This is a genomic window from Bacteroidota bacterium (genome assembly GCA_037133915.1).
Taxonomy (GTDB): domain Bacteria; phylum Bacteroidota; class Bacteroidia; order Bacteroidales; family CAIWKO01; genus JBAXND01.
On record JBAXND010000014.1, the window covers coordinates 44218 to 56570 of the forward strand.

Genomic DNA, 12353 nt, shown 5'->3' on the forward strand with positions numbered 1-12353 from the left:
GTTATGAAAATCATTTTTTATTTTGTGCAAAAGCAGAAAATCAATAATCAAAGAACCTATACCCAAAAATCAATTAATCAAATTCTTAATTATCTTATTTAGAATAAATCTGTACAAAAATAATAAATAAAAAAAGCCCCACCAAACATTGGCAGGGCTTTAACGTAACTTTAACCTATAAAAAATGGGTGTTTTGCTTAGAATTTTTCAAGCTTTTCATGCCTGATTTTTTTCTTTTCGGCAGCTGACTTTTTATAATCCCAATCGTAGATTGCGCCTTCCCAGTCTCCGTACATGGCATTCGGAAGTACAATAAAACGACGACCAAATTCAGCCTTCAGACTATCAGTAAGCTGTGCTCTTTTTTCAGTGCTTAATTTACCATCAAAAGCAACCGCAAAATCAGCAAGATTATCACCAATCAACAGGGCAATGTAATGTGTTTTCATGATTTCCTGACGACGGCCTTCTTTGCTGTTTTCTTCAACGCGGAGCATCAGGTGCTTTTCATCTGCCTGAGGACAACCTGTTTCTTTCAGATTTTTAATCGTGGCGTCTTTCAGGTTTTCTTTGCGGTTGGTCACATAATATATGTCAACACCTTTTGAATCGGCATATTTCAAAAAATCAACCACGCCGGGGATTGCTTTTGCCTTTGCCAAATTGCACCAGTCGTCCCATTTTTCGGGATAACCGATTCCTTCGGCAGCACATTTGGCTTCATAAGGGCTATTGTCGAGAACAGTCTCATCAATATCGAGGACAACGGCGCGTTTTTGTTTGATTGCTTTATCGGCCAGATTCTTTTCCAGCATCATCCCGGCCAGGGTATATGCCTGATAGGTCAGCGCTCTGAATTCTGCTGCTTTCTGGCTGTAGAGCACGCCCATTACCAAATGTTCGTTGGCGCAGCAGCTTGAGTCAGTTTTACAACATTTTTTATCAGCGGTGTTTTCCTTTTTGGGAGTGCATGACACTAACAACGCGCCGGCGAGAAAAATAAGTGCAATAGTTTTTTTCATTATAATAGCCGTTTTCTGATTTGTATTCGGTTATACTATTGGGAATTTCTTAAAGATGCTGTTTGATTTCATCATGATGTCAACATACTGCGCTCTTTTGTAGGCAAAAGGATCCTTGCTGTTCTTCTTTGAAAGTTTTCCTTTGAAGTCGGCAATGGTTTTATATCCTTTTTTATCCATCCATGCGTTCAGTTCATCAAGCATCGTGGTAATTTGTGTTACATGATTTTTGTAAAGAGTGCTTACAACCTGCACGCTGTCTGCGCCACAAAGAATCATTTTAATCATATCCTCGCCGGTGAAGATGCCTGTGTTGCTGCAAATAGTTCCTTTTACCTCGCCGAAGAGAAGGCCTGCAAAATGCATGGCAAGCTTGTTATCTTCAACATTACTGAGATTGTAGGGGAAGTGCTGCTCTAATTTTTCGATATCGATGTCGGGCTGAAAAAGACGATTGAATAAAACGAATGCGCCGGCACCGGCTTTATCCATTTTACTTACAATGTTTAATGGATTGCTGTAGTAGGGGCTCAGTTTCACGCTTACCGGAATTTTTACGGCAGCCTTCACCGCTTTCAAAATTTCCACTTGTTCGTCTTCTATCTGTGCAGCTGTTATGTCAAGACTTTTGGGAACCGAATAAAAATTGAGTTCAATTCCGTCAACACCGGTCTCTTCAATTTTCTGTGCATACTCAATCCATGAATCCTGATATACTGCATTGAGGCTGGCGATAACCGGAATGGTCAGGCTCTTCTTTGCTGCGGCAAGGTGCATCAGGTATTCCACGGGACCGGCATGTTTGATGTCGGGAAACAGGTTTACCATTTCTGCATTGCGCTCGGTGTATTCGGCAATATCATTTTCCAGCTCGAGTCCTTCGAGCTGGATTTGTTCTTCAAAAAGTGATTTGTATACAACGGCTGCTGCGCCTGCTTCTTCTATCTTTTTGAGATTTTTTATATCGGTTACCAGATTACAGGCCCCGACAATCAATGGGTTCTTAAGTTCGATACCCATGTATTTAATGCTCAGGTTTGCCATATTGATATGTTGTTTACTGATTATTATTTAGATTGATTTACGGGTTTATTATTTTGTATAATCTGCGTCAGCAAGGCGTTTATAGCTTCTGAATCTCCACTTGGCGGCTTCTTCGGCTGCTTTAAACAGTTCGTCTGCTTCTTTCGGGAACGACTGCTTGAGTGAAACGTACCTTACTTCGCCTGCCAGGAATCCCTGGAATTCATCCCATGCCGGTTCTTTCGAATCGAGCGTGAATGGGTTCTTTCCTTCGGCTTCGTGCAGCGGATTGTACCTGTACAGATGCCAGTAACCTGCTTTTACAGCTTTATCGGCCTCTTCCTGGGCTTTGTTCATTCCCGAGCGGATACCGTGGTTGATGCAGGGTGCGTATGCAATAATAATGGAAGGTCCAGGATATGCTTCGGCTTCTTTCAGTGCTCTGAAATACTGACCGGGATTGGCTCCCATAGCAACCTGTGCTACATAAACATAACCGTATGACATGGCCATCATACCAAGATCTTTTTTACGGATGCGTTTACCTGCTGCAGCAAATTTTGCAACTGCGCCGATAGGTGTGGATTTGGATGACTGACCACCGGTGTTTGAATACACTTCGGTATCAACAACCAGCAGATTGATGTCTTCGCCTGATGCCAGTACATGGTCGAGACCGCCGTAACCGATATCATATGCCCAGCCGTCGCCACCAAATACCCATACAGATTTTTTGATGAGGTACTGTTTCAGTTCGGTGATTTGTTTAACGATAGGATCATTTACATCTTTCATCACGGCAAGAACTTTTTCGGTTGCAGCCATAGATGCCTCGGCATTGTTCATGCCATCGAGCCAGCCGGTGAATGCTTCTTTAACTCCTGCGCTCAGGTTTGACTCCATCGCTTCTTTCATCAGTCTTGCAATGCGGTCGCGCATTTTGCGCACGCCGAGAGCAATACCGAATCCATATTCCGCATTGTCTTCAAACAGTGAGTTTGCCCAGGCAACACCTTTACCGTCTTTATTTGCGGAATAAGGGGTGGATGGTGCAGAACCGCCATAAATAGAGGTACAGCCTGTAGCGTTGGCAACAATCATGCGTTCGCCGTAAAGCTGAGTGATAAGTTTGATATACGGTGTTTCGCCGCAACCTGCGCAAGCTCCGGAGAACTCGAACAACGGCTGTGCGAATTGACTGTTTTTAAATGTTTTGAATTTATCGAATGCAGCAGGTTTGTAACCCACTTTATGTTCCATATGCTCCCAGCGGGCAATCTCTGCCTGTTGCGAACCCAGCGGTTTCATTTCAAGGGCTTTTACCTTGGCAGGACAAACATCGGCGCAGTTTCCGCATCCGGTGCAATCGAGCGGGCTTAACTGCAGTCTGAAATGCAGTCCGTCAAGTTCTTTACCGATAGCTTTAAGAGTAGTTGTTCCGGCAGGAGCGTTTTTCACTTCTTCTTCTGTCATAAGGAAAGGTCTGATAGAAGCGTGAGGGCATACATACGCGCACTGGTTGCACTGAATACAGTTTGCGGGAATCCATTCGGGAACATTCACGGCAATACCTCTTTTTTCGTAACGGGTAGTCCCGCAGGGGAAGGTTCCGTCTTCGCGTCCGTTGAATGCGCTTACCGGCAGCAAGTCGCCTTTCATGGCATTGATAGGTTCAACCACATCATGGATGAACTTAGGAACGTTGCTGGTTTCTGTTTTTGTTTTTACAACAATAGATGCCCATTCTTTAGGAACGGCTACTTCTTCAACTTCGGCGCCTTTTTCAATAGAGGCAATATTCATCTTTACAATCTCTTCGCCTTTGCGTCCGTATGTTTTCTTGATAGCGGTTTTCATATGGTCGATGGCCATTTCAAACGAGATAACGTTTGAAACTTTGAAGAATGCCGACTGCATGATAGTGTTGGTGCGATTGCCCAGTCCTATTTCTTCTGCAATTTTGGTCGCGTTGATGATATAGAATCTGATTTCGTTCTCGGCAAGGTATTTTTTAAAATGATCAGGTAAACGGCGTTTTGTTTCTTCGGCATCCCAGATGCTGTTGAACAGGAATGAACCGCCTTTTTTAAGACCAAGAATCATGTCATACTTATCGATGTATGATGGAACATGACAGGCCACAAAGTCGGGGTTGTTTACAAGATACGGTGCGCGGATGGGTGCATCACCAAAACGAAGGTGTGATGCAGTAAAACCACCCGATTTTTTGGAGTCATAAGCAAAGTATGCCTGGCAGTATTTATCGGTTGTTTCACCGATAATTTTGATGGAGTTTTTATTTGCACCTACAGTACCGTCGGCACCAAGACCATAGAATTTGGCTTCGTATGTTCCTTTTTTCGTAACACTAATCTCGGGGAGCAGCGGCAATGACAGGAAGGTAACATCATCAACGATACCAACCGTAAAATGATCTTTAGGTTCTTTCAATTTCATGTTCTCAAATACGGAGAGCATCATGGCAGGTGTCGTATCTTTTGAGCTGAGTCCGTAGCGACCGCCATAAATTGTTGGCGCATTTTCTTTACCGTAAAAAATATCTTTTACGTCCAGATACAGGGGTTCGCCGTTGGCGCCCGGTTCTTTGGTACGATCAAGTACAGTCAGTTTTTTAACTGTTTTCGGGAATACTTTGAAGAAATAATCGGCTGAGAATGGTCTGTAAAGATGTACGTTGACAAGACCTATTTTCTCGCCTTTTTCCATCATATGGTCAATCACTTCTTTGATGGTTTCCGTAATGGAGCCCATGGCAACAATAACGCGGTCGGCATCGGGTGCACCGTAGTAGGTGAACGGATGATATTCCCTGCCGGTGAGTTCTTTAACTTTTACCATATAATCTTCTACCATGTCGGGGATGACGGTGTAGAATTTATTGGATGCTTCGCGGGTCTGGAAATAGATATCCGGATTCTGAGCAGTACCGCGTGTAACGGGATGTTCGGGATTGAGCGCCCTGTCGCGGAATTCCTGCAATGCTTTCCAGTCAAGCAGTTTTGCCCATTCTTCCATAGGGACGGTTTCTACTTTCTGAATTTCATGAGATGTGCGGAAGCCATCAAAGAAATGCAGGAAAGGAATTCTTGATTTAATGGCTGTAAGGTGAGCCACAGCGGCCAAGTCCATTATTTCCTGAACACTGCCGGTAGCTAACATAGCGAAACCGCATGAGCGGGTACTCATCACGTCGCTGTGATCACCAAAAATTGACAATGCCTGAGCGGCGATGCTGCGTGCTGATACGTGAAAAACGCCCGGCAAAAGTTCACCGGCAATTTTATACATATTAGGTATCATCAGCAACAGACCTTGTGAGGCAGTATAGGTTGAGCAAAGAGCGCCTGACTGAAGGGCTCCGTGAACAGCGCCTGCGGCACCTGCTTCCGACTGCATTTCAGAAACGCTGACGATTTCACCAAAAATATTCTTTTTTCCTGCTGCGGCCCATTCGTCCACATTTTCTGCCATATTCGATGAGGGCGTGATGGGGTAAATACATGCTACTTCGCTGAACATGTAGGCAATGTGTGCTGCTGCGTAATTGCCGTCACACGTTACAAAACGGTCTTTCTTTTCCATAATAAAATCTGTTTAATAACTTAATATCGTGAGTTTTACGTAATATCCTGATTTTTCACAGGTGCGAAATTACTCATTATATATAATAAAGTTGGTGTCGGGGAGTGTTTTTTTCTTCCATATTAGGATGTTTTAATTCGGGGAATGAAAAAAAGTGATTTTTTTTTTGCGAAAACATAATTTTGTTTATATTTGCAGCCCTTATTTGACCATGCAGAAGTAGCTCAGTTGGTAGAGCATGACCTTGCCAAGGTCAGGGTCGCGAGTTCGAGTCTCGTCTTCTGCTCCAAAAATGCCCTCTGAAATATCGAGGGATTTTTTTTAGGTGTTATTTGAATGCAGTGTAACAATATCAAAATGTTCATTATCCATTGCCCGGATGGTGGAACTGGTAGACACGCAGGACTTAAAATCCTGTGCTCTCGCGAGCGTGCGGGTTCAATTCCCGCTCCGGGTACGATTATCCTTCTGAAAGCCCCTGTTTATGGGGCTTTCTTTTTTTTGGGTACCCAAATAAGTACCCAAATTTATGTTCAGAACTAAACATCTCTTTTTATCCCACTTTCAGCCTATTAAATCCGATACCTCAATTCGGGAACTGCATTTTGCCTAATTTTGACTTCAATCAAAAATTACAAATACGATATGCTGCTCTCAGAATTGTTTGAAAAGGAAAAGCAAGAAAAGGTCTTTGATGTTTTCAGCAAGATAAAAGACCAAATTAACAGCGTGCCCCAAAGTGATCAGGTTGCTGCGATAGAATACAACAAGAAACTATTCTTGTTGGAACGGCAAGAGTTGTTTTTTACGCAAAATGTAGATCCTAAAGAAAAATATCACTGGATCGAAGCCTTTGCCAGAGAAATCTCCTTTTTGAATGGTGGCCCTTTCACCTATGAGGAAAAAGTCGAAAGGTCTAGAAATAAAGTCTTATCCGATTATAAGGGTCATTCGTATTTGCCCCAAATTAAAATATTCTTGAAGCAGACCGATGAAGCTATCGTCGTTAAACTCGCACATTTGGCAGCTTATAATGAAATATGCGATCTGTTTCAATCGCATATTAGCGTTATTCGAAAAGCATTAAAAAAGAACATTTCAAAAAGTACGAATCCACTGGGCAATACGGTTAGTCCTGAGGTTCAATATAGAAAATTGTTTGTAAGTGCACATGCATTTGATATTGCAGAAAGAGTAATTAAAGGTAATCTTATTGACTTCCAGGGTGTGTGGAAGGGGCACACAGGAAAATTTCAGGATGTTCCTGCATTAGTTGAACTTCTTGAAGATTTCGGGTATATCAAATGTCGATCCCGAACTGCCGCGGTAAAGATATTTTGCGCAAGATTGAATCTGAAATTTGTGGATAGAACGGCACGTTCAAAAGGCTATGCTTTTGACGAAGCAATAACGTACTATCAAACTCTTTTTCCGGAGCAATAATTTGCTCTCTTATTGCCGAATTCCAGTTTCGGCAAAATTTCTATTGAAAAATTCAGTGATAACTATTGCTTCCGAAACCCTCTCCAAAAGTGGTTTTAAGGAACTATTTGCCTGTATTTAATTTGCCGACTTTGTGATTTTTTGCCGACCCGGCAAACATGCAGGATTTTGCCTTCACATTAGGTCATCTTGTCCCTAAATATAGAAAAAATGGGACGAATAATTGTTTTAGACGAAGATGATCTTAGACGGATTTTTAAAGAGGTTTTAGCAGAGAGTAGAATCTCGCCTGACACTATTGAAAATATAGTTGGTCAAGAGGAATTACTAACCAGTCTCGGTGCTATAGCAAAACTATTCCATTGTTCTCTGCCAACAGCCCAGAAAATCAAGAACACTATTCCAAAAAATCTGTACAGGCAGTATGGGAAGACTTTTGCCATACCCAGAAATGTATTGCTTGATGCAAATGCGGATTTACGTAAATCAAAATCAAATATGTACTAACCAATTACAAGAGTATCATGAAAAGCAGACAATTTTCTGTACCGGTAGATTCCATGTTGGAGTTTGCTGAAGCCATTGAAAACAGTGGATTAACCAACACTATTGTTGGAACCTCAGGTGATGACGAAATGATTGTGGAAGTAAGCTATGACTCTGACGAAAGAGCTGCAGTGTTCGAACTGATGGAGATCGTTGAACCGGAGGATGAATAATTTTTAATGTGTAACCGGAGGGGGCAACCCCTCCATAAATTCTTTGTGTCATGATGAACGTAGGAATTAGGGTAAATGTATCTGATGAGATACACAGATTGCTTTGCGAGGAGCAACGGAAAAGAAAATCGGCTTCCGGGAAACAGACGTCTTTGTCAAGTTTAGTATCTGAGTATTTCACCTTCGGCTTGCAGGATAATATTGCTGGTCTTGGCCAGAATGCTGAAAATTGCGATCAAAACGCAGTGTTATTATCTACAACAATACAAGTGCAACAAAAAGCCATGGAGCTGGCTCAACGGGAAAAGCAACTTCAATTGCGGGAAGACCGGATCAGGCATTTGGAAAATGAGCAACGTTCAACAGATAATGATATTCGCAACAGGGAGCAAGAGCTAAGTCAGGCCTATGATGAGCTATGTGAGAAAAAAATTGATTTTTCAGATGAAAAGGAAAAGCTTTTGGTTAAAGTCGCCGAGAACACATCAAATAAGGCAACAATTGAGAGGCTATATATAGAAATCCAGAAGCGAGATATCGAGAGCCTCTCCCTGAAAAACGATTTTATGAAAACCCAATCTGATATTCTAAAAGAATTTGATAAGGTCAATAAAAAGCTAGATAACAAACCCGACAAGAATGTTTGGAAAGATTGGATTGCACCTTTTATGCCTGTTGCTTCCGATATTGTAACAACGCTCATCACTAATAAAAATATCAACTCATTGAAAGATATCGAGCCTCAGATAAATGAACTAATACAGAAATTCAATAGTATCGCACCGGCACAGAAGCAGCAAATAATTCAAGGACTAGCTTCAACATTCGGTGGTGTCCAAGACACAATATGTTGAACTTGGGTTATGAATATCGGAAAATGAGAATTAGTGAGATTAGTTAATGGCTGTTTAGAGTCACGATACAATATTTCATGACGGTCTTCGTTTTCCCTGTGTTAAACTTGTGTCAATTAAGGTTGATTGATTGCTATCGCTTAACTGATGTCGTAATTTTGTACTCTTGTTGAAACTATATGCTTAAAAAGAGCCTGCATATTATCGTTATTCTGATCTTGCTGATTTCGACAAGCGGAGTTATCATTGACAGGCATTTTTGTGGGAACAGCCTTGTTTCAACGACTCTTGGTAAAAGTGCAGATTGCTGCAAAGATCATAGCTGCTGCCGGCACGAAATTCATTTTTACAAGATTGGAGATTCCTTCCAGTCATCACAGGTAAGTATGTTATGCCAGGCACCGGTAGATACTGCGGCCTGCCCTGTATTAGTTTCATTTTTATCCGAACCCGTTTCAGCTCCGGTGCTTTCGTGCATTACGGAGACTTCCCCGCCGGAATACCGATACGCGCCATCCTTTCTGCAGGTGTTTCTATTATGATGATTCGAATTTCTGTGTAGCCATTGCCGGAGGTCATTTTCATGCTATCTTAATTAAGGTATCAGAACATGCACAAAGGGCATTGAGCTGTATTTTCATTAGCCGGAAATATCATTCGGAGCTGATGCAGTCAGCCTCACACACAGGAATTTCAGCGCAGCCCGCATGCGGAAGTTTTCCGATTCTGCTTAAATTGTCATACATTTAATGCTTCAACTCAAAACCGATCATTATGAAAACGAGAATTTTTTTAGTTGTTATTGGCCTTGCGACCATGAGTATCGCCTTTACTGCCTGTTCTTCCCAAAATAAAAAGACAGAACCTACCGAACAGAACGGTACCGAAAAAGTAGTTTACACCTGCCCGATGCATCCGGAGGTTATCAGCGACAAACCGGGTAAATGTCCAAAATGCGGTATGGAACTGGTGAAAAAAGAACCAGCCATGAATATGGATTCTGCTGCAATGAAAAAGATGTAAGCGTGCAATCCATAAATAATATTTCATCATACACCTTAGTGCGATGATCGAAAAAATAATTTCTTTATCACTTAAAAACCGATTTGTCGTCCTGCTCATTTCGGCCTGTTTGTTTGTATGGGGAATATTTTCCATACAGAAAAATCCTGTTGATGCCATCCCTGACCTCTCCGAGAACCAGGTGATCGTTTACACGGAATGGATGGGACGCAGCCCGCAGGTGATTGAGGATCAAGTCACATATCCGCTGGTGTCGAATCTTCAGGGCATCCCCAAAATAAAGAATATTCGGGCTGCCTCTATGTTCGGGATGAGCTTCATTTACCTGATCTTTGAAGATGACGTGGATATATACTGGGCAAGGACAAGGGTTTTGGAACGTTTGAATTATGCTCAACGCCTCTTACCTGAGAATGTGACGCCGACACTTGGACCGGACGGGACCGGTGTCGGCCATGTTTTCTGGTATACTCTGGAGGCAAAAGGCTTTGACCTTGGCGAATTGCGTGCTATACAAGACTGGTACGTGAAGTTCGCCTTGCAGACGGTTCCGGGAGTGAGCGAAGTGGCATCTTACGGTGGCTTCCAGAAACAATACCAGATAACCATCAATCCAAACAAGCTCATTTATTACAACATTCCGCTTATGAATGTTCTCAAAGCCGTGAGAACAAATAATAATGATGTCGGCGGAAGAAAATACGAACTGAGTGACATGGGCTACATCGTGCGTGGTCAGGGCTATATAAAAAGTACGGCTGACATTGAAAACATCCCGGTGGGAAATTACAATACTATTCCTGTGCGAATAAAAGATGTTGCTACAGTGCAGATGGGTGGCGACCTGCGGCTTGGCATCTTTGATGAGAATGGCGAAGGTGAAGTTGTAGGCGGTATTGTTGTGATGCGCTATGGCGAAAATGCCGACAAGGTGATACGTGCCGTCAAGGCAAAAATGACTGATGTAGAAAAGTGCCTTCCGGCGGGGGTGAAATTTCATACGGCTTATGACCGCAGCGGCCTGATAGAAGATGCTATAAGTTCTGTAAAGGGAACCCTGATAGAGGAAATGATCGCTGTGTCACTCATCGTACTGATGTTCCTGTTTCATTGGAGAAGTGCGCTGATCATACTGATTCAGATGCCCATTTCTATAGCGGTGGCCTTTATCTTTCTCGAAGCATTCAACATTTCATCCAATATCATGTCGCTGACAGGTATTGCCCTTGCGATAAGTGTAATCGTTGACGATGGCATTGTGATGGTTGAAAATTCATACCGGCATATTTCGGAAAAACAACAAACGGAAACATAAATAATTTCAGCAAAATAATGAATGATGTTATGAGAAAAGCACTTCAAACGATTCTTCTCGCACTTATTGCCAGTACTGGCTTTGCGCAGATCCAGAATTCGGGATTTGAGAACTGGACGACAATGGGCATCTATGAAAACCCTCAATCATGGGGCACTATGAACAATGCAACCGCAGCAACGAGTATATTTACTGCAACCAAGGGCAGCCCGGGCAATCCCGGTTCATTTTATCTGAAGCTCACTTCTAAATTAATTGGCATCAGTGTTCTGAATGGAATCGCTGTAAGTGGAATACTGGATTCGATAACACAGACACCGAAATCAGGATTCCCTTTTACACTCAGGCCTCAGAGCTTTGGTGGAAAATGGCAGCACATGATCTATGGCTCAAGCCAGGGATCTGTTTCTGTACTTCTCACAAGATGGAATACTGCACTTAGTGTGAGAGAAACTGTTGCCACAGCAAGCCAGACATTAACAGGAATGGTGATGAGCTGGGGGAATTTCAATATCAATTTCGTGTACCAGTCGGGAGAGTTTCCTGATACATGTATTATTGTTCTCAAAGCAAGTGGTTCAAACCCTGCACAAAATGATTACCTGTGGGTTGATAATCTGGCGTTTTCAGGTTCAGTCGCCGGAATTTCAGAAAACAATGTGCAATCAATGGTGGTAAACAGTTATCCAAATCCTGCAAATGAAGAGATCGGATTTGCCTGTACTACTACATTTCAACAGGGAGACCGGATAATTATTTCAGATATGCTTGGTAACATTATGGAGGAGAAAAGTATTTCAGGCACTGCTTTTAAAATAAACACTTCTGAATTTGCCAATGGTAATTACATCTATTATCTGGTAAACAAGTTAAATATTCAATATTCAAATGGAAAATTTTCTGTTCAACATTAACACAAACAACTCTAAAATTCAACTTATGAAAACTATGATTATCACGATGGCCATGTTCTTTGGAATAGCCATCATCAGTCCGAATGCAGCGAATGCACAATGTTGCGGCGGTAAAGAAAAAGCTTCCTGCCATAAATCGACACCGTCAAATTCACAGAACAGAACTGCCGGTGCAGTAAAGGATTCATTGAAAGTATCCGGTAAATGCGGCATGTGTAAAACCCGCATTGAGACAGCAGCCCTTACGGTTAAAGGCATTAAAGATGCGCAGTGGAATGAGACCACAGGCATGCTCGTATATTCTTATGACGGAAGCGTGAAAAAAGAAGATGTAAGTACCGCAGTGGGAAAAGCAGGCCACGACACCGAGCTTGGCAAAGCGCCGGATAAAGCATACAACAAATTGCCGGGTTGTTGCAAATACAGGTAATCCGAAT

At 42.3% G+C, this 12353-nt stretch carries 12 protein-coding genes and 2 tRNA genes; 11 read left to right on the forward strand and 3 right to left on the reverse strand.

The features are described from left to right. Positions 1-197: 197 nt before the first annotated feature. The 3 genes from WCM76_06590 to nifJ are packed head-to-tail and all read right to left on the reverse strand — an operon-like array spanning position 198 to position 5648. A complete protein-coding gene (locus WCM76_06590; protein ID MEI6765293.1) occupies positions 198-1022 on the reverse strand; it encodes a 5'-nucleotidase, lipoprotein e(P4) family in 825 nt (274 codons plus the stop codon). 30 nt (positions 1023-1052) lie between these two features. Then, the gene (locus WCM76_06595; protein ID MEI6765294.1) at positions 1053-2066 is read right to left on the reverse strand and encodes a dihydroorotate dehydrogenase-like protein; all 1014 of its coding nucleotides are present in this window, start codon (positions 2064-2066) and stop codon (positions 1053-1055) included. 48 nt (positions 2067-2114) lie between these two features. Next, on the reverse strand, positions 2115-5648 hold the full coding sequence (gene nifJ / locus WCM76_06600) for a pyruvate:ferredoxin (flavodoxin) oxidoreductase (GenBank protein MEI6765295.1): 3534 nt from the start codon (positions 5646-5648) through the stop codon (positions 2115-2117). A 213-nt stretch (positions 5649-5861) separates the two neighbouring features. Between nifJ and WCM76_06605 the strand changes: the two genes are divergently transcribed. The 11 genes from WCM76_06605 to WCM76_06655 all read left to right on the forward strand — a co-directional run bounded on the left by WCM76_06605 (position 5862) and on the right by WCM76_06655 (position 12346). Further along, a tRNA-Gly gene (locus WCM76_06605) sits at positions 5862-5937 on the forward strand. 84 nt (positions 5938-6021) lie between these two features. Beyond that, positions 6022-6105 (forward strand) — tRNA-Leu (locus WCM76_06610). Positions 6106-6293: 188 nt separating this feature from the next. Continuing rightward, positions 6294-7091, forward strand: coding sequence for a hypothetical protein (locus tag WCM76_06615; protein ID MEI6765296.1), 798 nt, complete (start codon positions 6294-6296; stop codon positions 7089-7091). A 210-nt stretch (positions 7092-7301) separates the two neighbouring features. Further along, positions 7302-7598, forward strand: a complete 297-nt coding sequence (locus tag WCM76_06620; GenBank protein ID MEI6765297.1) for a hypothetical protein — start codon at positions 7302-7304, stop codon at positions 7596-7598. 17 nt (positions 7599-7615) lie between these two features. Continuing rightward, positions 7616-7810, forward strand: a complete 195-nt coding sequence (locus WCM76_06625; GenBank protein ID MEI6765298.1) for a hypothetical protein — start codon at positions 7616-7618, stop codon at positions 7808-7810. 50 nt (positions 7811-7860) lie between these two features. Then, a complete protein-coding gene (locus WCM76_06630) occupies positions 7861-8664 on the forward strand; it encodes a hypothetical protein (GenBank protein MEI6765299.1) in 804 nt (267 codons plus the stop codon). Between the two features lie 179 nt (positions 8665-8843). Next, a complete protein-coding gene (locus WCM76_06635; protein ID MEI6765300.1) occupies positions 8844-9206 on the forward strand; it encodes a hypothetical protein in 363 nt (120 codons plus the stop codon). A gap of 232 nt (positions 9207-9438) precedes the next feature. Continuing rightward, positions 9439-9687 carry a heavy metal-binding domain-containing protein gene (locus WCM76_06640; GenBank protein ID MEI6765301.1) on the forward strand — a complete coding sequence of 83 codons (249 nt, stop codon included), beginning with the start codon at positions 9439-9441 and terminating at the stop codon, positions 9685-9687. A 43-nt stretch (positions 9688-9730) separates the two neighbouring features. After that, positions 9731-11002 carry an efflux RND transporter permease subunit gene (locus tag WCM76_06645; GenBank protein MEI6765302.1) on the forward strand — a complete coding sequence of 424 codons (1272 nt, stop codon included), beginning with the start codon at positions 9731-9733 and terminating at the stop codon, positions 11000-11002. Positions 11003-11031: 29 nt separating this feature from the next. Beyond that, positions 11032-11916 carry a T9SS type A sorting domain-containing protein gene (locus WCM76_06650; protein ID MEI6765303.1) on the forward strand — a complete coding sequence of 295 codons (885 nt, stop codon included), beginning with the start codon at positions 11032-11034 and terminating at the stop codon, positions 11914-11916. Positions 11917-11941: 25 nt separating this feature from the next. Further along, on the forward strand, positions 11942-12346 hold the full coding sequence (locus WCM76_06655; GenBank protein MEI6765304.1) for a cation transporter: 405 nt from the start codon (positions 11942-11944) through the stop codon (positions 12344-12346). Positions 12347-12353 lie beyond the last annotated feature (7 nt).

Excerpts from the sequence above, each read along its gene's own strand:
- WCM76_06590 (MEI6765293.1), bottom strand. The coding sequence starts at position 1,022 with ATGAAAAAAACTATTGCACTTATTTTTCTCGCCGGCGCGTTGTTAGTG.
- WCM76_06595 (MEI6765294.1), bottom strand. The coding sequence starts at position 2,066 with ATGGCAAACCTGAGCATTAAATACATGGGTATCGAACTTAAGAACCCA.
- nifJ (MEI6765295.1), bottom strand. The coding sequence starts at position 5,648 with ATGGAAAAGAAAGACCGTTTTGTAACGTGTGACGGCAATTACGCAGCA.
- WCM76_06615 (MEI6765296.1), top strand. The coding sequence starts at position 6,294 with ATGCTGCTCTCAGAATTGTTTGAAAAGGAAAAGCAAGAAAAGGTCTTT.
- WCM76_06620 (MEI6765297.1), top strand. The coding sequence starts at position 7,302 with ATGGGACGAATAATTGTTTTAGACGAAGATGATCTTAGACGGATTTTT.
- WCM76_06625 (MEI6765298.1), top strand. The coding sequence starts at position 7,616 with ATGAAAAGCAGACAATTTTCTGTACCGGTAGATTCCATGTTGGAGTTT.
- WCM76_06630 (MEI6765299.1), top strand. The coding sequence starts at position 7,861 with ATGATGAACGTAGGAATTAGGGTAAATGTATCTGATGAGATACACAGA.
- WCM76_06635 (MEI6765300.1), top strand. The coding sequence starts at position 8,844 with ATGCTTAAAAAGAGCCTGCATATTATCGTTATTCTGATCTTGCTGATT.
- WCM76_06640 (MEI6765301.1), top strand. The coding sequence starts at position 9,439 with ATGAAAACGAGAATTTTTTTAGTTGTTATTGGCCTTGCGACCATGAGT.
- WCM76_06645 (MEI6765302.1), top strand. The coding sequence starts at position 9,731 with ATGATCGAAAAAATAATTTCTTTATCACTTAAAAACCGATTTGTCGTC.
- WCM76_06650 (MEI6765303.1), top strand. The coding sequence starts at position 11,032 with ATGAGAAAAGCACTTCAAACGATTCTTCTCGCACTTATTGCCAGTACT.
- WCM76_06655 (MEI6765304.1), top strand. The coding sequence starts at position 11,942 with ATGAAAACTATGATTATCACGATGGCCATGTTCTTTGGAATAGCCATC.